The 20,255-nt window shown below is 46.6% G+C and carries 19 protein-coding genes; 9 read left to right on the forward strand and 10 right to left on the reverse strand.

Annotated features, from left to right (window positions below):
* Positions 1–160: 160 nt before the first annotated feature.
* On the reverse strand, positions 161–2,422 hold the full coding sequence (locus NDI44_RS04830) for a protein phosphatase 2C domain-containing protein (protein ID WP_199304832.1): 2,262 nt from the start codon (positions 2,420–2,422) through the stop codon (positions 161–163).
* A gap of 242 nt (positions 2,423–2,664) precedes the next feature.
* Between NDI44_RS04830 and NDI44_RS04835 the strand changes: the two genes are divergently transcribed.
* Both NDI44_RS04835 and NDI44_RS04840 read left to right on the forward strand, forming a co-directional pair.
* Positions 2,665–3,120 carry an NfeD family protein gene (locus NDI44_RS04835; RefSeq protein ID WP_190412877.1) on the forward strand — a complete coding sequence of 152 codons (456 nt, stop codon included), beginning with the start codon at positions 2,665–2,667 and terminating at the stop codon, positions 3,118–3,120.
* 45 nt (positions 3,121–3,165) lie between these two features.
* Positions 3,166–4,149, forward strand: coding sequence for an SPFH domain-containing protein (locus NDI44_RS04840; protein ID WP_190412588.1), 984 nt, complete (start codon positions 3,166–3,168; stop codon positions 4,147–4,149).
* On the opposite strand, the gene NDI44_RS04845 is transcribed toward NDI44_RS04840, so the two are convergent.
* Positions 4,146–4,553 carry a Fur family transcriptional regulator gene (locus tag NDI44_RS04845; protein WP_190412589.1) on the reverse strand — a complete coding sequence of 136 codons (408 nt, stop codon included), beginning with the start codon at positions 4,551–4,553 and terminating at the stop codon, positions 4,146–4,148. The genes NDI44_RS04840 and NDI44_RS04845 overlap by 4 nt on opposite strands.
* Before the next feature lie 162 nt (positions 4,554–4,715).
* On the opposite strand from NDI44_RS04845, the gene purS reads away from it, so the two are divergent.
* From purS to NDI44_RS04860, 3 genes are all read left to right on the forward strand, one after another.
* On the forward strand, positions 4,716–5,003 hold the full coding sequence (gene purS / locus NDI44_RS04850) for a phosphoribosylformylglycinamidine synthase subunit PurS (protein WP_190412878.1): 288 nt from the start codon (positions 4,716–4,718) through the stop codon (positions 5,001–5,003).
* A gap of 108 nt (positions 5,004–5,111) precedes the next feature.
* Complete coding sequence (gene purQ / locus NDI44_RS04855) at positions 5,112–5,786, forward strand: phosphoribosylformylglycinamidine synthase subunit PurQ (protein WP_190412590.1); 675 nt, start codon at positions 5,112–5,114, stop codon at positions 5,784–5,786.
* Positions 5,787–5,992: 206 nt separating this feature from the next.
* Complete coding sequence (locus tag NDI44_RS04860; RefSeq protein WP_190412591.1) at positions 5,993–7,105, forward strand: iron-containing redox enzyme family protein; 1,113 nt, start codon at positions 5,993–5,995, stop codon at positions 7,103–7,105.
* A 249-nt stretch (positions 7,106–7,354) separates the two neighbouring features.
* Here NDI44_RS04860 and NDI44_RS04865 read toward each other — a convergent pair whose 3' ends face one another.
* The 3 genes from NDI44_RS04865 to NDI44_RS04875 form a co-directional block, all read right to left on the reverse strand.
* Positions 7,355–8,071, reverse strand: coding sequence for a class I SAM-dependent methyltransferase (locus tag NDI44_RS04865; RefSeq protein ID WP_190412592.1), 717 nt, complete (start codon positions 8,069–8,071; stop codon positions 7,355–7,357).
* Between the two features lie 469 nt (positions 8,072–8,540).
* Positions 8,541–8,897, reverse strand: coding sequence for a hypothetical protein (locus NDI44_RS04870; protein ID WP_190412593.1), 357 nt, complete (start codon positions 8,895–8,897; stop codon positions 8,541–8,543).
* Between the two features lie 135 nt (positions 8,898–9,032).
* Positions 9,033–9,620: a Uma2 family endonuclease gene (locus tag NDI44_RS04875; RefSeq protein WP_190412594.1), complete on the reverse strand. Its 588-nt coding sequence runs from the start codon at positions 9,618–9,620 to the stop codon at positions 9,033–9,035.
* Positions 9,621–10,017: 397 nt separating this feature from the next.
* Here NDI44_RS04875 and NDI44_RS04880 point away from each other — a divergent pair, with 397 nt between their 5' ends.
* Complete coding sequence (locus NDI44_RS04880; RefSeq protein WP_190412595.1) at positions 10,018–11,034, forward strand: SDR family oxidoreductase; 1,017 nt, start codon at positions 10,018–10,020, stop codon at positions 11,032–11,034.
* Between the two features lie 202 nt (positions 11,035–11,236).
* Here the strand turns inward: NDI44_RS04880 and NDI44_RS04885 are convergent, their stop codons facing one another.
* Together NDI44_RS04885 and NDI44_RS04890 are read right to left on the reverse strand one after the other, a co-directional pair.
* Positions 11,237–11,929, reverse strand: coding sequence for an ABC transporter ATP-binding protein (locus NDI44_RS04885; RefSeq protein ID WP_199292335.1), 693 nt, complete (start codon positions 11,927–11,929; stop codon positions 11,237–11,239).
* Positions 11,930–12,497: 568 nt separating this feature from the next.
* Positions 12,498–13,751 carry an FtsX-like permease family protein gene (locus NDI44_RS04890; RefSeq protein WP_190412597.1) on the reverse strand — a complete coding sequence of 418 codons (1,254 nt, stop codon included), beginning with the start codon at positions 13,749–13,751 and terminating at the stop codon, positions 12,498–12,500.
* 484 nt (positions 13,752–14,235) lie between these two features.
* Between NDI44_RS04890 and NDI44_RS04895 the strand changes: the two genes are divergently transcribed.
* From NDI44_RS04895 to NDI44_RS04905, 3 genes are all read left to right on the forward strand, one after another.
* A complete protein-coding gene (locus NDI44_RS04895; protein ID WP_190412599.1) occupies positions 14,236–14,535 on the forward strand; it encodes a hypothetical protein in 300 nt (99 codons plus the stop codon).
* A gap of 136 nt (positions 14,536–14,671) precedes the next feature.
* Complete coding sequence (locus tag NDI44_RS04900; RefSeq protein ID WP_190412600.1) at positions 14,672–15,598, forward strand: SH3 domain-containing protein; 927 nt, start codon at positions 14,672–14,674, stop codon at positions 15,596–15,598.
* Between the two features lie 215 nt (positions 15,599–15,813).
* The gene (locus NDI44_RS04905; RefSeq protein ID WP_190412601.1) at positions 15,814–16,032 is read left to right on the forward strand and encodes a hypothetical protein; all 219 of its coding nucleotides are present in this window, start codon (positions 15,814–15,816) and stop codon (positions 16,030–16,032) included.
* 121 nt (positions 16,033–16,153) lie between these two features.
* Here NDI44_RS04905 and NDI44_RS04910 read toward each other — a convergent pair whose 3' ends face one another.
* The 3 genes from NDI44_RS04910 to NDI44_RS04920 form a co-directional block, all read right to left on the reverse strand.
* Positions 16,154–16,915 (reverse strand): MinD/ParA family protein, encoded by a 762-nt coding sequence (locus NDI44_RS04910; protein ID WP_190412602.1) that lies wholly within the window; start codon positions 16,913–16,915, stop codon positions 16,154–16,156.
* 287 nt (positions 16,916–17,202) lie between these two features.
* The gene (locus tag NDI44_RS04915) at positions 17,203–17,529 is read right to left on the reverse strand and encodes an ArsR family transcriptional regulator (protein WP_190412603.1); all 327 of its coding nucleotides are present in this window, start codon (positions 17,527–17,529) and stop codon (positions 17,203–17,205) included.
* Between the two features lie 117 nt (positions 17,530–17,646).
* The gene (locus NDI44_RS04920; protein WP_190412604.1) at positions 17,647–20,004 is read right to left on the reverse strand and encodes a CHASE2 domain-containing protein; all 2,358 of its coding nucleotides are present in this window, start codon (positions 20,002–20,004) and stop codon (positions 17,647–17,649) included.
* Positions 20,005–20,255 lie beyond the last annotated feature (251 nt).

A 20,255-nucleotide genomic window follows, 5' to 3' on the forward strand; every position in this document is an offset into this window, starting at 1 on the left:
GAGTCAAACTGGTGCAGCCTTCTTTTGAGGAATAACTGCTTCCACCAAGCGTGGTGAGCTGGGAGCGTTGCCTATCAAGACGCTTGGCTCTTACCAGTACCCAAGCATTGTGCTATTGTGAACAACCTTAATATTCTTGCACAGGACGGTAACTTCCTCTTTATGGACTTGAAGGGGGTACTGACGGAACTGGCGACGCTGTATTTCCGGGAGGGGGTACTGACGGAACTGGCGATGCTGAATTTTCGGGAGGGGGTGTTGACGGAACTGGCGACGCCGAATTTTCGGGAGGGGGTGTTGACGGAACTGGCGACGCTGAATTTTCGGGAGGTGACGGCACTTCTGTGGATGGAGATGGAGAGTTTTGCGGTGATGGTGGCATCGAAGCGGGAGATGGGGTTTCGGGGACTGGAACGGGCAACGGTGCGGGGTTGAACAAGCGATCGCGTATTTGCTGGAACCCTTGAGGATTGTATTTCCACCAAGCATATAACCCAGCAGCACTGCCCCCCAGCAGTAGGAGGAAGACTCCCAGTGCGACGACCAACCCTTTCCCTCGGCGCAGTCGGTTTGGCTTTGCCGGAACGATCTCTACCGGCACCGCTTCAGCATACTTCACGTCTTCAGCTTCAGCTTGCAGAGTAGCTTTCGGCATCAAGGTGAGATTCCCGATCTCGCCAAAATTGAGTAGCACCGGATACTCTGGGGAAACGCGGCAGTAAGTAATCACGACTGAAGTATTATCGTGACCGTTCTTCTGATTCGCTAAGTCAATCCAGGACTGGACTGCCGCCTCCAGGGGAATTTTAGCCTGAAGCACCGGCTCCACATAATCTACCCAGGATCGCTCAACCCAGTTATTGTCGCTCAGACCATCAGAACACAGCAGCAGCAGTCCGTCTTCTTCCACAATGAAGCGTTGCACATTCGGACGAAGAAACTCGGCATCCCGCGTGCCTAGCGCTTGGGTGAGCGCCCCGGCATCGGGTCGCTGTAACGCCTCCCGGTAGAGACTGCGCCCCATTCGTACTTCCCTAGTAGCAACGTCATCGTCTACGGTCAGCAGCTGGCAAGAATGGGGGGTAATCCAGTAGGCGCGGCTATCCCCAACATGGGCAATATAGAGTTCGTGGGCATTCCCCACACCAGAGTTAGCCGTCGTCACCTTCTGGGGCAGCTGGAGAGCCATCACCAGCGTCGTTCCCATCCGCCGCCTAGACTCTCGTCCTTGTTCGTCATTGCGGGCACAAATGAGGTTATTGACTACCCGGATACTTGCCGCAAGTTGCTCTTTCACCAGTTCCGGTGGCACGATTTCCGTTTGCTCTGCCACTTCCGCCAAAAGCGCCCGAACTTGCAGTTTCAGGGATTGTACTGCTAGCTGGCTGGCAACTTCTCCACCTTCATGACCGCCAATCCCATCGCAAACGATGCTCAAGTGGGGAATCAGCGGGTCAGTTGTTTGGGTGAAGTCTGCGGCTAGCAAATCCCGTGCGGTGGGATAGCAGCTATCTTCGTTGTGATCGTGTTGGGGTCCCGTATCTGTGGCACCGGCAACCCGCAAGCGCAAGGGTAGTTCCGCTGCCTGCTCCAGTAATAGCTGATTTAGCCGTTCGGCGATCGCGCTTTCGGTCGCATCTTCGGCTTGCATCAGTTCGCAAATTTCTAACAGTGGCGTCACCGCTGATGCCTGGATTAATCGGCACCAACTCGCGATAACAAGACCCAGATCCCGGAGACTTGGGCCAAACCCCGCGACCATTTGATCCCCGGTCGGTTCCGCTAAGGCGTGAGCGGCAAAAGGTTCAAGGCTCAAGGTGAGAGGCAGAAATTTTTTCTCTTCCCGCCGACTTCCTCCGACTTGCTTGTGGTCGGAGATCCCATTCCCATTGTTTGTATGGGCAACTTCCATCTCTGGGTCGGTGACTGGGTCTGCGTAAAGTTCTAACAGCCGCAACCGCCACCCTTCAACTCGGAGATTGTCCGCAACTAAAAGGCTAGAAGCTACCCCAAATTCCGCCAGCGGCGTCCAAAGTTCCAGAATTTGCCAGAGCCAGTAAATCTGGCGGACTGCCGATGCTTGGGGCAAAGCGTCCAAAATGGAAGGAAATAGCTTGCCTGTGGCATCCATCGGGACATTTTCTAGCAACAGAATCTCAGTCGGGGATGGAGAATTTCCCACTGCTGCATATCCATAGACTTCGGGGAGATGAAACCGCTGGGGATATAAGCGCAGGTAAGGGTAAAGATTTTCCGGGAACTGTTCGGGGATCTGAGGCGGCTGTGTCGGTTGAGTATCGAGCCAAACTTGAGGTGCAACAACTTGATATCTGTCTTGCACGAATTCTCCGACCGGGATCGTTGCAGCAACTGAGCCAGTTGCCCAAAGATAGCGATCGCTCTTCAACTGGGAACTGTTCATAAACTGAAATTTTTATAAAAAAGCTTCCAAGAGATTCTTAAGGAAAAATTCCACTGGGTTCTAGGAAATCTATAGATGAAATGTTGTAGTAAACAGAAAGGCAAGATGCCTTCCCAATCCTAACTGGCTTTCATTGGAATAGTTCATCTTACCTTGATAACTATCCTTACCGGGATATCAAGCAGGGATTGAGTTTTATGACAATTTGGTTTTTAGCAGGGTTGTTTGATTCTCCTTTACTGATGCAGCTGTCGATCCAGCCTTTCGGATTCAGCCCGACTTTGTTGTGGTTACTGGTAGGGGCGATCCTTTGCTCGATAGAGCTAGTTGTACCAACAGCTTTTACCGCTTTCATGATGGGAGTCAGCGCCTTCGTGGTGGCACTGTTAGTCATGCTGCTCCCATTACCGGCGGCTTTACAAGTGGTGCTTTGGTTAGTGTTTTCAATTGCTTTCGTTTACCTGGGTCATCGCTTGATGCCGAGGCGAAAGGTGTCTTCGATGGAAGATGCAACCGAGGGTCAGACTTTAACAGAGATTTTGCCAGGAGAGATGGGGCGGGTACTCTACGAAGGAAATTCTTGGAAGGCACGATGTGAAGATGAGAAACTGGCGATCGCTCCCAATCAAAGAGTGTACGTCGTCAGACGGGAAGGCACAACTCTCATCGTGCTGCCAGAACACCTATTGAAATCCTAATTTTAGGGTTTATCAATCTGCGATATTGTAAAAACGAGGTTCACAATGGAAGGATTTTTTGGGTTACTAATCGCTTTAGTTTTAGGCGGATCTGCCCTCTCAGGGGTCAAGGTGGTTACTCAAGGAAACGAAGCTTTAGTCGAAACTTTAGGTAAATATAGCGGCAAAAAACTAAAACCCGGTTTGAATTTCGTGATCCCGGTTTACGAAAGAGTCGCTTACCAAGCAACCGTCCGGGAAAGAGTTCTCGATATTCCTCCCCAACAATGTATTACCCGCGACAACGTTTCGATTACCGCTGATGCTGTCGTGTACTGGCGCATTCTGGATTTGGAGAAAGCCTACTACAAAGTGGAAAATCTCCAGTCAGCAATGGTGAATTTGGTGCTGACGCAGATTCGCTCAGAAATGGGCAAACTGGAACTGGATGAAACCTTTACTGCCCGGACTCAAATTAACGAACTTTTGCTCAGAGAACTGGACGAATCTACCGATCCTTGGGGAGTGAAGGTGACACGGGTAGAACTGCGAGATATCGTTCCCTCCAAGGCTGTGCAAGAATCGATGGAATTGCAAATGTCGGCGGAACGTCGCAAGCGGGCGGCAATTCTCACCTCTGAGGGCGAACGCGAATCAGCCGTGAACTCTGCTAAAGGTAAGGCTGAGGCGCAAGTTTTGGAAGCAGAAGCCCGTCAAAAATCCGCGATTCTGGAGGCAGAAGGGCAACAAAAGACGATTGTTCTCAAAGCGCAGGCGGAACGACAGCAGCAAGTTCTCAAGGCTCAGGCTACTGCTGAAGCGCTGCAAGTGATTTCTAAAACGCTCAAAACTGACCCCAATGCTCAGGAAGCTCTCCAGTACCTACTGGCTCAGAATTATCTGGAAATGGGGATGGCGATTGGCAAGAGCGGTAGCAGCAAGGTGATGTTTATGGACCCGCGCACTATTCCAGCAACGTTGGAAGGCATCCGCTCGATTGTTGGAGACACGAACCAAGCTCAATTTTTAGATTTAGATGAGGACAGTTAATCCAGGGCATCGCTAGCAACTTGAGCAACACAGCAGCGATCGCACAGTCCAAAAAACTCCAGAGTATGGTAGAAAATTTTAAACGAGTGCGATTGTTGCAGCTGGCTCTCTAATTCATGGACTGGACATTGATTGATGGGAATCGAGTCTCCGCACTGCAAACAAGTCAGGTGATGCTTGTCTTGTTGCACGGAACTGTAGAGCGATTCGCCACTTGCCAATGTCCGTACCTGGACGACACCATCCAGTTTTAAGGCTTCCAGGGAACGATAGACGGTTGCTAGTCCCATGCTTTGGCTACGATTGCGAAGTTCTACATAAATATCTTGAGCTGAGACAGCTCGGTTCATCGTCTTGAGCAGATTCAAAATACGCTCCTGACTGCGGGTGCGTTGGGCTTTCATGGTCTTCAGTTTTGCTAGATATCCTTAATATGTTTCAGGTTGTCGCTGATACCTTTATCTCTTTCCAGCTTAAATTGCGAGAACTTCACGCAGCTCACACCCTTTCCCCCTTAGAATAAAACAAATATCACCTATCTAAGGGAATAATTTATAGGAATGGCTGTGAATCGGAAATATCAAGCGAAAATCTACGTGACTCTGCGCCCTTCAGTTTTAGACCCAGCAGGCACGGCGGTACAGTCTGGGTTGGGGCATATGGGATATGCCAATGTTGAGCAGGTGCGAATCGGAAAGTATATTGAACTGACTCTGATGGCAGAGAGTGAGGATGAGGCGCGGCATCAATTAGATCGGATGTGCGATCAGTTGTTGACGAATCCGGTAACGGAAAACTATCGGTTTGACCTAACTGAGATGTCGGGTCAGATAGAGACGGAGATATTCTTTTAGGATAATAGGGGCTAGGTAGTTGGTAGTTAGTAGCGATGGGTCATTTGTGAAGAACCAATCGCTACTGATGACTTCTGGCTAGCCAGTCTTCCATTAGCGATTAGCAATATGAAATTTGGGGTTGTTGTGTTTCCGGGTTCTAATTGCGATCGCGATGTCGCCTATGTGACTCGCGATTTGCTACATCAGCCAACGCGGATGGTTTGGCATGAAGACACGGATATTTCCGATCTCGATGTGGTAGTGATTCCGGGTGGCTTCAGCTACGGCGATTATCTGCGCTGTGGCGCGATCGCTCGTTTCTCTCCGGTGATGCAAGCAACGATTAAACACGCCCAGCAAGGGAAGTTTGTCTTGGGTATCTGCAACGGGTTTCAGGTGCTAACGGAGGCGGGACTTCTGCCAGGGGCACTCACTCGAAATCAAGAATTGCATTTTATTTGCGATCGCATTCCCCTGAAAGTCGAACGCACCCATCTCCCTTGGACACAAGCTTATTCTACCGGGCAAGTCATTACCCTCCCAATTGCCCACGGTGAGGGGAGATACTACGCCGATGCCGATACTTTGGCAAGTCTGGAAGATAACCATCAAATTCTCTTCCGTTATCACGGCGAGAATCACAACGGCTCTTTGAATAATATTGCGGGTATTTGCAATAAAAAAGGAAACGTGCTAGGAATGATGCCTCATCCAGAACGCGCCTCAGATCCGATTTTAGGCGGTACGGATGGCATTGGGTTGTTCCAAGGATTACTGTCTGCGGTGGCAGCGATCGCATAGTGCCATAGCAAAAAATGTTTTGTTGAACCACAAAGACACAAAGAAAGCACAAAGTTTCTTTGTGTCTTTGTGGTTAATCTTCAAACACCTATATATTTAGGTAGAAATACGTTTGGCTGTGGCAAGTTCCCCCCACAGACCGACAATTGTTCCAACCGGACAGCACTAGCATCAAAAAAGTGCAAAGACGGAATTCATGGGCAATTATGGTCGCGATTACTGATTTTCAACCAACGAATACGGCAACGAGTCAAGAAACAGCCACAAGCTACAACGAATCTGAGCAGCAATTTATAAAATTGCTCGAAATGGAAGATTTAGACAACAAGCTAGCTGCACAACCTGAACTAGCAAGCGACGTTGAAAGTGCGATCGCTACCGCAATTGAGGCGGCTTACAAGGTAGGAAGTGGTGATGAGCTAGTTGAAGCCGCACACCTCTTTTTGCAGCGCGTGCTGTATCGCATCAATCGGCTCAAGCTGTTTTGGTATGACGATCTGCGCCATTACACCAACGAACGCTCAATTTGGTTGCAAAAAGTTCGCAACCAAATCGAGTCCGCTTGGCAGCAGTGGGAACTGGCACACTTTGATGTAGAAGCACTCCAAAAACTTTCCCCAGCCGATGTTAAGCAAGCGCTGAGCGAGCGGGGTGCAGCCGACTTAGATCCTCCCCTATCGGAAGGTAGTCGCTACTTGCGGGAGCAGACAACAGAGGCTGGTTATCGCCGAATCTTGGCAATTGGTTCCTTTGATGGCTTAGTTGAAGGCAGCCGCCTGTCGCGCATTCTGGGAGGCACCGCCAACGCAGTACAATGTACCCTCGTCAAAGTGTTGTTGGAAGAGTACGGCAACGGTCGCCTTTCCCGCAAGCACTCTACCTTTTTTGCCCAGATGCTTGACGAGTTTGGCATGAACACAGAGCCAGAAGGCTACTTCGATTTAGTACCTTGGGAAGTGCTAGCCTGCGCCAATCATAACTTTCTCGTTACCGAGCGCAAAATTTATTTCTTGCGTTACTGCGGTGGATTGACTTATTTTGAAGTGGCAGGTCCTGCGGCATACAAAACTTATCTAGCCGCGGCACAACGGTTGAAACTTTCTGATGCAGCAATGGGTTACTGGGAACTGCACATTCGGGAAGACGAACGTCACGGTCAATGGATGTTAGATGATGTGGCGATGCCGTTGGTTGACAAGTACCCGAATGATGCTTGGGAAATTGTCCTGGGATATGACCAAGAGAAGCTAATGGGCGATCGCGCTGGTGTAGCGATCGCGCGTTCGGCAAGAGAAGCGGATCGAGAGGCCAATCGATAAAATACATTTTGCCTAAAATACTTGCCGACTTGTTAACAGTCAGTCGTCTTCCATTCTCGTTCTTTAGGTTGAACCCTGAGAACGAGAATAAATTTGAATTTTTCTAGTTTTAGTTAGAAATTAAACAATAAGAATAGGGCACTGAGAACTGTTAACTTCTCAATACCCTTGATTCGTTCCCGTCTAAAGTGGCTTTTGGGTTTAGGAAAGATTCTTTAGCGATCGCTCTCCCCCTCCCTGTTTAAGCTTTTACAAAGATGTCATGATCTGAATCAGCTCAGTAGATAAATCCACTTGACATTTCTGCTGCTTCCTAAACAAAACACCAGCTAAAAGATAGATGTTCGCTGAGTAAAAAGCCATCTTCTTTTCTCGCAACTCTCTAATTGTGTTTTTAACCTTTGGCTCACAACTGTAATAACCAAAGTTTAGAGGGGAGACGATAAAATTAGCAATCGAGTAGCCTTGCATGATTGCATAATTAATAAAGCCCTCCGGATTAGAATAACTAGAGAGCATTAGTAAGACGTTTTCATAATCTAAAGATAAAAGCCGTTTGGCAATTTTAGACCCATCTGTACCCCCATGTAACAGGGGTTGATAAATATTCTCATCTGGCGCTGGAAGGTATGGTGGATTTGAGATCAGATAATCGGCCTTGGGAAGAGATGCCTCAAAGAAAGAAGTATTGTGAATGATATATTGGGCGCTAAGTTCGTATTCCTGAATATTTGATTTAGCAGTTTTCCAGGCTAAGTCATTGAGTTCAAAGCCATGTATAATTCCATCAAATCTGGTTCTCATTAAGGAGTTAATGACTGGGGTTCCATCTCCTGAACCAAATTCGATAATAGTTTTACCATGAGCGCCCTCATTTAAAACTAAACTTTCTAAACATTGAGAATAAAAATTAGATTCTTCTGGGCAATAGAATACATCTTTTACTGGCCTGGATGAAATTAGCATAGTTTTCTCGGTGATAACTATAACAAAGCTAATTCATTCTCTATGCTTTTGTGATCTATCAAGAGAATTATACCCAAAGGCATTGACAAGCATTTACATTTATTTATAATTTTCTAAGGTGTTTTTACGGAATTTTAAAAAACACTGTTTTTCTGAACAAAAAACAACAAATGGCTAATTGCTTTTCAACACTTAGCAATTAGCCATAAGTCATCATTAAGTAATAAATGGAGCTATAAAAAGTTAAGCAACTACTGCCAGTTGGTTAAGATCGCCATTCAATCCACAGGTATAAACTAATCTTTGATGAGTACCTGGAGTTTGGCTAGCAAGCTACAAAATATCTTTGTTAACAAAACCTGGGATGATATCTGTGTGAACGCACATCCATCAGAAGCCAGCATTGCCTAACGTTGTTACTACAAGCATCAAACCAAAGGCGAGGCAATACTGACGACATGAAGCTGTTTCAGGGGTGGTTGATAGCGCTAGAAGCGTTAGGGTAGCGTTTGCGGAGGACAACTGTATTGTAGTTGTAGGCGATCGCTAGAATATTCATGACCAGGCAGGTGCTTCCCAAACATAGCAGGATATAGGTGGGAGGCAACACTACCCCAACCTGGAACCAAGTAAAGACGTGTAGCACCATCACCAGAGCAAAGACGGTTGCCACTCCAGCACTCCGCCACACCTGAACTTGAGGGCGACAGAGTGCAGCCAGAATCATTGTCCAGATGGTAGCACCCAAGTTGGCTGGAACCAGAAACGCGCAAATGGCGATACAGTGGGCGCGTGAAAACTCAGAGAGGGAATTAAAGTCCAACATCTGTTCATTATATCGAATGGCAAGATTTTACAAGACTTTTTGCGATCGCCTGTAAACACTCACGGCTGTTGATCACATTTATTCACATACGACTGCGATCGCTTTCCCACTAAAACTGCACGACCTTGTCTAAAACTACATAATTTGTTTTAAATCTAATAAAAACCCAGGTAACACATCTTCTCCTGATAAAGTTGCCGGATTTTCTAAAATCTCCACATCCTGCCCTTGACGATAGATTTCTACTCGCTGGTTTTTCCGGTTGATCAACCAACCCAAACGAGCGCCATTTTCCATATACTCTCTCATTTTCGCCTGTGCGATTTTCAGCGAATCGCTAGGAGAGAGTAACTCAACCACAAAATCAGGACATAGCGGTGCAAATCCCTGTTGTTCTTCGGGGGTCAAAGCATCCCAGCGATCGCGTCTTACCCAAGACGCATCAGGTGAACGATCTGCACCATTCGGTAGTTTGAAGCCACTCGAAGAGTCGAAGGCAAGCCCTAGATTGCTCTGTCGGCTCCAAGCTTGGAGTTGATACGATAAATCGATATTACGATTTCCAGTTTCGCTACCTGTAGGGGGCATAATGATTAATTCTCCCAATGCTGTGCGCTCAAATCTCAAATCCCGATTGTTCTGACATAACTGGAAAAACTGCTCGTCTGTCAAATCAATCGTTAATTTGAGGGTAGAAGGTAAAGTAATTGTTGTTGTGTTCATAAAGTTATTAAAGTATTAACTCGCTTATATTTTCTAGTCTATTATCGCTCTGTTATAAAATTTGTTCGCTTCTTCTTGCTTCTGTATTGGCGCTAAATAAATTGTTTTCTTTTTTTCTCATTCTGGAAAATTCAGTCGTGGACTATCTGCACGAATTCGGAGCTGACTTCTGTAAAAGTCAGCTATCCAGCGATCGCAAAATCTAGGCAAAGGGCGCTACTCCCATCCCCATTGTCAACCTTGAGGTCAACCCTGAGACTGATGTAACCCGCCGTGAGTCGATTAATTTAGTTAATAGAACTTAACATTTGACAACTAAGGCAACGTTCCTGGATGCAATTGAGCTGCAAAGGTGAATGGTTTGTCGTCAGCAACTTTAATAAAAGGATGAGCAACAATGCAATTAAAGCCAATCACAGAGCAAGTCGTCGCCGTCGTTGGCGCTTCTAGCGGCATCGGGCGCGAGACAGCTTTGCAGTTTGCCCACCGAGGCGCAAAAGTAGTCGTCTCAGCTCGCAGCGAACCAGGGTTAAAGTCTTTGGTGGATGAGATACAGCAACAAGGCGGTGAAGCAGTCGCAGTCGTTGCTGATGTCACGGATTTCGAGCAAGTAAAAGCGATCGCAGATAAAGCCGTGCAGGTATACGGGCGACTCGATACCTGGGTGCATTGCCCCGCCACGGGCGTTTTTGCCACTTTCGACAACACAACACCGGAAGAGTTTAAGCGGATTATCGATATCAGCCTGATGGGGCAGGTATACGGAGCAATGGCGGCGCTACCTCATCTCAAGCGTGAAGGGCGCGGGGCGCTGATCCACATCTCTTCAATGGAAGGCAGGCGTTCATTACCCCTCCAGAGCGCCTACTCCTCAGCAAAGCACGGGGTTGAGGGCTTTCTAGAATCTCTGCGCGTCGAGCTGCAACATGAGGGAATCCCCATCAGTGTAACGAGTGTGAAGCCATCCGTGATCAACACGCCCTTCTACAACAACGGTCGCACGAAATTAGGCGTCAAGCCGACGGGAATACCGCCTTACTATGAGCCGAACCTTGTTGCCGATGCGATTCTCTACGTAGCCGAACACCCCACTCGTGACTTTATTGTGGGGGATGTGGGCAAGATGTTAGACGTGGTTCAGCGCATCTCACCGGGACTGGTGGATCAAATTTTGGTTCTCATCGGCTTCAATTTTCAGAAAACCAACGAGCCAAAGTCTGAAGATGCTCCAGATAATCTTTACGAGCCGATTCTCAGCCATGACAAAGTAGAAGGAGATTTTGGCAATCTAACGATTCCCTCCTTCACTGACTGGCTGGATAAGAATCCGCCGGTTAAATGGGGCGCTGTAGCAGCTGCGGCGTTGGGAGTGGCCGCAGTCGTCAAAGAGTTTTTCCCAGGAAATAATATTTAAGGCGATCGCATCAGGGACACTACTCGGTTGAAGCGATCGCATCCAACCTCAGCTGCCTTCTCATCTAAATCTAAAGTTGCGATCGCTCTCATAATTCTTAAAACGAATGGGGAATTGGAAAGAAGGCACGCCTAATGTCATTTCCAATTCCCCATTCCCAAACAGCAACAAACTATCAATGATCCGATTCACAAATTAGATTTTATGCCTTCAACCTTCCATCTTCTAGATGCAAAACTCGATCGGCAACATCCATAATTCGACTATCGTGTGTCACCATCAGAACCGTGCAACCGCCTTCCTTGGCGAGCTGACGCAGTAACTCAATCACAGCGTGTCCGGAGTGAGAATCTAAAGCCGCCGTAGGCTCATCTGCCATAATCAACTGAGGATTGCCAGCTAAAGCACGAGCGATCGCTACCCGTTGTTTTTGTCCCCCAGATAAATCGCGGGGTAAATTTTTCGCCTTATCCGCCAATCCCACCTGTTCTAGCAAAATTTGTGCTTGTTGCCGTGCCATTCGTCCCCGAATCCCTTTCAGATTCAGCGCTACTTCTATATTCTCAGCCGCAGTCAGCGCCGGAAACAAGTTAAATCCTTGAAAAATAAAGCCAATATTTTCCAGTCTGAACTTTGCTAACTGGCTCCGAGACATCCTTGTAATCTCTTCCCCCAGCAAGTGTACGCTGCCAGCAGTCGGCGTCAAAATCCCAGCCAAAATTGAGAGTAAGGTCGTTTTACCCGATCCAGATGGCCCCATCAATAGTTGAATATCGCCCTTGAAGATTTCCAGATTGACTCTTTTAAGGGCTTGGAAACGCGATCCTCCCGACTGGAATACCATTTCTACTCCGATGCCGATAATGGCTTTTCTGTGAGCCTGAAGCGAACTCATAGAAGGAATAGCATCTAGATTTCGGACACTGGCAAATTGAGTACGGTTGCTTTGGGAAAGAATCATCAAAATTTCTATTCGTTAGGTCTAAACTACAACGAGTTACTAAATGCAATCTGTCTTAAGTAACCATACTCCGGACAAAATTTCAACGGAAGCATCGAAGGAAAGAATCAGATGCAGGCTTTAAGAAGAAACCGAACATTAATGCCTCCTACTCTAGATAAAGGCTGTTCGACTATTGAATAGCAAGCAGGAATCAATCTATTTTATAGAGATTGACATTAGAGACTAAATAGTAGGTGTGACTTCAGGTAGTACGAACACTGCTCCCCTCACCGTTTCAAGTGAGATTGAATTAAACTCACCTACTTAAAGTACGCATACTCTCCAAAATAGGTTTGTATAATGTTTTAATTTCTAATCGTTCCGCCCTGTTGCCAATATAAAGTTCAACTCACTATCAGTTAGGATAAAACAGACATCTACATTTATTATTGATGGTCATTGAGTATATCAGGTTCCTGAAAACCATCGACTATTATCCTAAAGCGGCAAAATTCTGAAATCATGCCTTAAAAACAATAGCCGGATCGACACGAGTCACTCTTTGGATAGCGAAGATAGCTGAACCAACACACATCAGAGTCGTAATCCCAAAGATGGCGATCGCACTTCCAGGCGTGATTAAAATGATGATTCCCTGAGTAGCAAACGTCCAAGCTCCCAACCCCTGGCAAAGAACCATGCTGGGAATATAGCCCAGAACCGCCATCCAGAGCGCCTGCTCGACAATCACACCGTAAATCTTCCAATCTGAAGCTCCCATCGCCTTGAGCGTACCATACTCCTTTAAGTGGTCAGATACAGAAGCGTAGAGGATCTGACCTGCGATCGCCATCCCGATAATAATGCCAACAACGGCACCCAAGCCCAAAATAAACCCAATTCCCGTGCGCTGCTGCCAGAAAACCCGCGTCTGCGATGCCATTTCAGCCTTCGTATAAGCGCGGGTATCTGGTAGTGCTGCTTCTAACTTTTTCTTGAGTTGCTGTAAATCTTGACCGGGCTTTGCCTGCACCAATACATAGGTGATTAAATCAGTAGGAGTTAATTTCTGGGGTGCAGGAGCAGATAGATTATTCGCAGCGGGTGGGTTATTAAAACTCGCCGACGCACTGGTACACTTTATGTCACCCGATTGGAGCTTGCAGTTTAAACTCGTCGTTACGCGGGAATTTGCGTAAGCGTTGGCAGTCTCCAACGAGGTGAACAAAAAAGTATTCGATGTAATTGATTGAGTGTCTTGCGTCAGAGCAACTAACTGTGCCTTAAATGAGCCAACTTCAGCAACATCGCCAATTTGTTTGATGTTCAAAGGACGCAAATTAGATTTATCCAGCATCACCGTGTAAGGCTGCTTTAAGGCACTCAAACTTCCTTGAATAACTTTCCCTGGACTAAATAATTCTCCGGCTGGATTGAATCCGATGATTCTCATCGGTGAAATCTTGTTCCGAGAATCTCGCCACAAAGATGCTTGGACAATCAGCGGTTCAGCTTGTTCTACGCCTTCTACCCGTCGAGCCTCAACAACTCGCTGCGCGGGTATGGGTAGTGTCAGCTCCATGTGAATCATATCCGCTGAGGATACCCAGATATCAGCATTGGAATTGTCGATTAGCAAAGTCGTAGCGCGAGTAAATCCATTGAAAATACCCGTTTGAATAGTGACTAAGCTAACTGCAAACATAATCCCCGCCTGAGCTGCCAGGAAGCGGGGAATATCCTCAAATAGGTTTTTGCGGGCGATTGATGCCATGAAAGGAGTTGTTTACTAGCGTGTTTATTATAAAACCGGAAAATTGAAAGACAATTTCCGCAAAACGAGCGAAATAAACTGAAAATTGCGTTACAGTACCCCAAACCCGATTTCTTAGAACAATCAGATTTGCTAATCCTATTCATTGTGCTTACCGATATATCCGCACTAAGATGGATTTTTTAAATTTATTTTACTGTGAAAGGATTAAGCTTGGTTCTGGCTGCGATTTCCCTATAATTACCGACGTGCTGAGAGGAGTTCAATGCGATCGCGTCTTTTCCGTGTCAGAGGAAATCTCGCCTATCCAGCGTCAAGCCAAGCCTCTGCTATCAAGCAATGCCGCTGCGCTCTCTACCTTTGCCTTTACCAATTTAATACCCGCGAAAGAGTAAAGAGCGATACTAACTAAGCTACCTTCATAAATAGAAACATCGTAATAAACAGACTACGCTCAACTTAAAATAACATAGGAGAAAAATTCATGAGCGACGAACAAAATCCAGTATTGCCAGAAGATCCCAGCGAAGCAGAACCGGGAAGAGGGGCACCAGGAAACAACCACATTGGAGTTCAATTATCGCAATCAGTATTGGGCGTGAATGCAGCAGATGCGGTGATTCCATCTAATGTGGACAAAGAGCTGAATAAACACCAAGTTGAAGCAGCTAGAGAACAAGAAGAAGGAACTGGTTTAGATACGACCGAGGGTTACATCCTGGATGAAGCGGGGCAGCTAAACAATTTTGCGATTGAGCCTCCAATGTATGTAGAAGAGAAATAATATACGACCTTTGCTGGGAGCGCCAATCATCAGCCTCCCGGCATATTCATGTATTTAAAAACAAAAATTTAATAACTTTGCCTGAAATCCTAGCGTCTCAACTGTAGGTAACAAAAAGACGTTATCGGCATTAGTTATGAAAAAAATATACTTTTTGATTATGGGGGCAGTTGCGATTTCGGCAATTACTGGTGCCACTCTAGCAACAGCCGGTCGCCAAACTGGGGCACAGAACCAACAAAGCATAGAAACAAATATACCGGAATCAACTTCGACCTCACAAGCAACTGCGATCGCTTCCACCGTTAAAACCAACAACGATGCAGTTGAAGCCACAACGCCACAGATAAAGACTCAAACGGATGTGGCAATACAGCCAAAGCTGGATAACTTTCCCCATCAACGCATCGTTCTGGTAGATGAAGTAAACCCAGGAAGTGACTTCGCTCAATTTCGGCAACAGTTGCGGGAAGCAGTGCGATCGCGCGATGCTGAGTTTCTGCAATCCATTTTGCCCCCCAACCAAATTGGCATTGGTCACGGCATCAGCACCCTCCCCGATTTAAAGCTGGAAAATCACAATGCCCCAATATGGGAATGGCTAGAAAAAGCCCTAACTGCCGGTTGTTTTCAAACCAATAACCAGGGGCAACCAGATGTTGACTCCCCTCAGGGTTGGACTTGTAACACCGTACCGCGCGATTTTGCTCGACAGTATCCCGCACCGAATGCCGATGGGGTTTCCTACGAATTAAGCCGCGTCATCGTTGTTGGTGAAAATGTGAACGTGCGATCGCAACCCAGCGTAGAGAGTCCAGTAGTCGGCTTACTCTCAAACGAAGTCGTCAAAGTCAATCGTCAAATCGAAGAACAACGCGCCAGAGAACGGGCGCAACGAGGCGAAGATTACAGTTCCATCAACGGGTGGACTGCGGTAATTTTGCCAAATGGAAAACCGGGCTACATTTCCAATCGCTTTGCTTATTCTCCCCTTGAATATCAAGCCGTCTTTGGCACAGTGAAGGGGCAATGGCGTCTGCTTTATATGCCCGGTGGAGAGTAAATCAAAGTGAAAGTATCGCTATTTCGGGGAAAATTAGACAGGCGATCGGGAATTAAAAGCAAGTTTCCTACAGACTAAAGCTTGAAGCCAGGTAAATGAAGTTCGCAAAGGTGACTTCACGAAAACTATCTTTGTATTTTCGAGCTAGCCAAGCAAAGATTCTGTTACCTTGTCAAAATTCTCCAGCCTGATGAATACCTTTGAGAGTAACGTCCATGCCAGTAGACTTAATCATTCTAATTGCCGCACTCATCGTATCCTGGTTAGTCTTCACCTTACTCATTAAGGTAGTGAAAGCCAGCATCGGCACAGCCATTTTAATTGCGGCAGTTGTTCTCGTTTTACAACTCTTCTTTGGCATTGGCCCCCAAGACCTTTGGCAGCAGATAACCCAACTTCCCCAAACTATTTTGCGAATGGTTACGGGCAATTAATTAAATAGCAAAAGTCCATAGTGTAGGGGAGTTTATCAATATGCTTAGCTAATCACCAATATTTTGTCAAACCCGTCCCTACAAATTCAGTTGTTTTTTCGGTTGCACTGACAATTACCTATTAAGCCATAATCATCTTGGCAACCTTTTCCATTACCTTACTCAAGGGATGATCTGGAAACCGCAGGCAAAAGAGATCGCTGCTTGCCATTTGAATCATCTCTTCTGAAAGCGGCAAAATTCCAGCCACCGGAGCATTGTAGGTTTTTTCTACCTGTTGCTTCAAGGCATCAAAATCCAAAACGGGTAGCGCCTTATTTACTAGCAGCAACATCTTAGGCACCTGTAATTTCCGAGCCACCTCCACCGTCACAGCAGTCCCCTGAAAGTCCTGGCGGTCTGGACGCAAAATTAGCACCAAGATATCAGATATAGTAATAGAAAGTAGAGTTTCTTCGTTAAGACCTGGGTGGGTGTCAATAAATAAGTAATCCAGATTCAAGGTTTCCATTATCTCTTGGAAACCGTCATTGAGGAGACCAAAATCAAATCCCTCGCGCAGAACTTTAGTAATATCCCCTGCTTTGATACTAGAAGGAATCAGATGAATGCTGCCGCCTTTAACGCCAGTTTTTCTTAAAACTGAGGTGACATCATAAGCAGCTTCTTCAATTAAACAGCGACCCCACAGGTAGTCATTGAGAGAGTGTTCCATCTTCTGCTCATCGAAACCGAAAAGCACGTGAATTCCTGGCGATTGAATATCGGTATCAACGATACCAACGCGATACCCAAAGCGAGCCACTAAAGCTGCCAGATTCGCCGTCGAATTTGATTTGCCGGTGCCACCCCGGAATGAGTGGATGGACACAATTTTTGACATGGTTTACCTCAATATGTGAGAGGATTCTTCATCCTTAACAGAAAACAATCGAGAAAGCCCACTCAAGGGCGCGGGGAATGAACCGTGCGGCTTATACGCTATACCATTTTGTCTTTTGGTTGCAACATATAGATTCTCAGATGCCCTTTTTTCAAGCGTTAGGGAGGGGCTGGAAGAAGGGTTAATCTAGCGCCTCACAACCCAAATAGGATTACAACCTTATCAAGGTAGTAGAAACTTGCGTTTAGGCTAATTCCCACAACTTGATAGACGCTTATTTCGTTTACTCACTCCAGGTTCTGCCAGATATTTGTAGATAGCTTGCTTCGCTGTTTAGAGGCAAGGCGAGGTCGGTAGCGGAGTGTTTCTCCCTCTTCTAGTTCTTGCACGACGCCTTGAGCGACTAGAGCTTCTAACTGGGTGCGGGCAACTTCCTCACTTTCGCCAGTGTGAGCTGCCACTTCCGGCAAGGTCACGTTTTTTTGACGCATCATCCAGTTGACGAGTTTTTGCAGGTCATCGGGCAAATTCATCATATCAAGCATATTCAGACCAATATCAGTTTGGTGTCCGCTGGAATCGGTGGGTGATTGATCGATTCGATCCTGATTCATCTTTTCCTTCCTTGTTCTTCAGCTAATGATGTGAATCGCGAGCCTACGCATCCGGCGTAGCATCCTCAGTTCGATGTATCGATAGATGTCCTCTAATAGCGCTTTATCTCGCCGCCATCAGGTAGATTCAGTCTCTGTATTCCTCACTGTTTTTGCCCGTTGCTGCAACTGCTGGAAGTAATCGAGTTCTTCGCTTTCAGCTTCCTGGCTAGTCTCTAGAGCTTCTATTGTTGAGGAATTTGACTCGGTAGTGGTTTCTGCGTGCCCGTCGCTGCTCGAATTTCTCAAGTTTGCTCGTTGCTGCAACTGCTGGAAGTAATCGAGTTCTTCGCTTTCAGTTTCTTGGCTTGCTGGTGTGACATCTGCTATTGAGGTATTTAACTCAGTGGCAGCTTGGGTTTGCCTATCTTCCTCCCAATTTCTCAAGGTTGCTCGTTGCTGCAACTGCTGGAAGTAGTCGAGTTCTTCGGTTTCTTCAACTTCTTGGCTTGGCTGGAGGACTTTTGGGGTGGAGGTATTGGACTCAATTGCGGCTTCTCCCTGTCCGTCCTGCTGATTGCTTAATTCTTCGACAGGAGAAGGAATTTGGCTTGCCAATGCAACTTCTGGTATTTCAACGTTTGATTCCGCAACAGCTTCTGCTTGCCCATCATGATGCCGATTTCTTAACTTTTTACCCTTTTTCTGTAACTGCTGTAAGTAGTCGATTTCTTCTGTTGTTTCAGGGGCTTGGCTTGCCTGTGTAGCTTCTGGTATTTCAACAGTTGGCTCAGTGGTAGCTTCTGCTTCCCCATCATTGGATCGATTTCTTAACTCTTGCCCCTTTTGCTGCAACTGCTGTAAATAGTCGATTTCTGTGGTTGTTTCAGCGGCTTCTGGGATTTCAACGGTTGACTCAGTGGTAGCTTCTGCTTCCCCATCATTGGATCGATTCCTGAAACTTTTTCCCTTTTGCTGCAACTGTTGTAAGTAGTCAGTTTCTGCCGTTGTTTCAGCCGCTTCTGATCTCTCGACTTTTAATTTAGAAGTTGTTTTTTCAGAAGGATTGCTTTCTCGACTCCTGAGATTTTTCGCCTTTTCCTGCAATTCTTGGAAGTAGTCACTTTCTGTAATTTCCGCTACTTGGCGTTCTTTCTTTTCCTGGTCAATCTCAATATCGATTTTTAAAAACCCTTTGACGCCTTGATAGATGGCTTTGGCGTATCCTCTATCTATCAAAACGACGCCGACTGCCGTTGTCACCAGTGCCAATGCTGGGGGCACGAGGGGTATCCATCCTGCTTTGAGAAACAAAACATAACAAGTTCCAAACAAGAGGGCGATCGCTCCCCCTCCCGCAATCACCAAGAGCAAGGGACGCCGAATCCGCCATGCTACTAAGCCTCCCACCAACGACCAGACCCAAATCCACCCAATTTCGCCCCACTCATTCCAGTACCAAAATAGCGGTCGTTTATCCAGAACTGCACTGAGGATTTGACTCACAACCTGAGCATGAATGACCACTCCGGGCATTTTCTGGGTGCCTTCTTGAGCAGCACTATAGGGCGTGTTGAAGTCGTCATTCACGCTAACTGCGGTGTAGCCAACCAAAACAACGCGATCTTTCACTAAAGCCGGATCTATCTTGCCCTTGAGTACATCTGTGAGCGTTATCTTTTGGGCAGGCAGATTTGCCGAACGGTAGTTAATCAACATCTGCAACCCTTCCGTGTCGGCGTTCCGGTATCCGCCAGCATTCGGGTCGGGGCTTTTGAATACAGTGGAACCGATCTTCAAGTTTCCATCATCTGAAGGTTCTGCTTCGATTCCCTCAGCTTGCAGGTACATGAGTGCTAGGGTCAAATCCAAGGAGGTGAGTTGCTCTTCGGGATCGCTACAAAGATGTGGGTTCTCTAAGGGAGCGTTCGGGACTGGAGGATTTGCAACTAAGAGACTGCGGCGAACCCATCCATCAGGTTCTTTGACGAAATCAGCAAATCCCACTTGGTCTGGTGAGATTCCAGGCGGTGGCGGAAATCCTGCCTGTTTCCCATCACTGAGTTGGCAGATCGTAATAATGCGATCGCTTCCTTTGAGGATCTTCAATAAATTGGCATTCCCCTCTTTGACCGGAACATCCCGAATAATATCTATACCGATGGCTCTCGGTTCATACTGCTCTAGTTTCTCTAACGCTTTGGCAATTGTGGCATCCGAGATAGGCCACCCTTTCTCAGTTTGGATATCTCCCTCAGTAATCTCCACCAGCAACAGGCGATTATCTGGACCTTCATCACGACGCATCCGAGTCAGCTGGTCAAAAGCACCCAGCTCTTGTCCTTGGAGTATCCCTAGTTGCCTAGCTCCCACGACCAAGCTTGTCGCCACCACACTGGTGAGAACAACTTGTCCACCAAAATTTAAAGCTGCTGTGCGTAGGTTGTTTGTGTTTGATAGCAGGGAGCGAATCTTTGAACTGAGCTGAGAAACCATATAATTGCCGCCTCCTCTCTAGGGGCTAGAGTTTTAATCTTCGCTCAATGTGTAGCTTAAACAGAGAAAATTAAGATTAAGAATTTGTATGTATCCTTGTGTCCTTGAAAATTGTTTAAGCCGCAAATTGAGTCGTCAAGAACCAAAAAATTAATTGACTACAAAACTTTATGAAGCTTTTGAGAAGAAATCGGACAAATAGATAATTTTTTTGATTGAGGAAAGAAAAAGTGCCAACTTGAGAGATAATT

Source organism: Trichocoleus sp. DQ-A3 (assembly GCF_039961975.1).
GTDB lineage: Bacteria > Cyanobacteriota > Cyanobacteriia > Cyanobacteriales > FACHB-T130 > FACHB-T130.

Excerpts from the sequence above, each read along its gene's own strand:
- NDI44_RS04905 (WP_190412601.1), top strand. The coding sequence starts at position 15,814 with ATGCCAGTAGACTTAATCATTCTAATTGCCGCACTCATCGTATCCTGG.
- NDI44_RS04885 (WP_199292335.1), bottom strand. The coding sequence starts at position 11,929 with ATGAGTTCGCTTCAGGCTCACAGAAAAGCCATTATCGGCATCGGAGTA.
- NDI44_RS04865 (WP_190412592.1), bottom strand. The coding sequence starts at position 8,071 with ATGCTAATTTCATCCAGGCCAGTAAAAGATGTATTCTATTGCCCAGAA.
- NDI44_RS04830 (WP_199304832.1), bottom strand. The coding sequence starts at position 2,422 with ATGAACAGTTCCCAGTTGAAGAGCGATCGCTATCTTTGGGCAACTGGC.
- NDI44_RS04840 (WP_190412588.1), top strand. The coding sequence starts at position 3,166 with ATGGAAGGATTTTTTGGGTTACTAATCGCTTTAGTTTTAGGCGGATCT.
- NDI44_RS04915 (WP_190412603.1), bottom strand. The coding sequence starts at position 17,529 with ATGAATCAGGATCGAATCGATCAATCACCCACCGATTCCAGCGGACAC.
- NDI44_RS04845 (WP_190412589.1), bottom strand. The coding sequence starts at position 4,553 with ATGAAAGCCCAACGCACCCGCAGTCAGGAGCGTATTTTGAATCTGCTC.
- NDI44_RS04860 (WP_190412591.1), top strand. The coding sequence starts at position 5,993 with ATGGTCGCGATTACTGATTTTCAACCAACGAATACGGCAACGAGTCAA.
- NDI44_RS04920 (WP_190412604.1), bottom strand. The coding sequence starts at position 20,004 with ATGGTTTCTCAGCTCAGTTCAAAGATTCGCTCCCTGCTATCAAACACA.
- NDI44_RS04875 (WP_190412594.1), bottom strand. The coding sequence starts at position 9,620 with ATGAACACAACAACAATTACTTTACCTTCTACCCTCAAATTAACGATT.
- NDI44_RS04910 (WP_190412602.1), bottom strand. The coding sequence starts at position 16,915 with ATGTCAAAAATTGTGTCCATCCACTCATTCCGGGGTGGCACCGGCAAA.
- NDI44_RS04835 (WP_190412877.1), top strand. The coding sequence starts at position 2,665 with ATGCAGCTGTCGATCCAGCCTTTCGGATTCAGCCCGACTTTGTTGTGG.
- NDI44_RS04870 (WP_190412593.1), bottom strand. The coding sequence starts at position 8,897 with ATGTTGGACTTTAATTCCCTCTCTGAGTTTTCACGCGCCCACTGTATC.
- NDI44_RS04895 (WP_190412599.1), top strand. The coding sequence starts at position 14,236 with ATGAGCGACGAACAAAATCCAGTATTGCCAGAAGATCCCAGCGAAGCA.
- NDI44_RS04880 (WP_190412595.1), top strand. The coding sequence starts at position 10,018 with ATGCAATTAAAGCCAATCACAGAGCAAGTCGTCGCCGTCGTTGGCGCT.
- NDI44_RS04900 (WP_190412600.1), top strand. The coding sequence starts at position 14,672 with ATGAAAAAAATATACTTTTTGATTATGGGGGCAGTTGCGATTTCGGCA.
- NDI44_RS04890 (WP_190412597.1), bottom strand. The coding sequence starts at position 13,751 with ATGGCATCAATCGCCCGCAAAAACCTATTTGAGGATATTCCCCGCTTC.
- purQ (WP_190412590.1), top strand. The coding sequence starts at position 5,112 with ATGAAATTTGGGGTTGTTGTGTTTCCGGGTTCTAATTGCGATCGCGAT.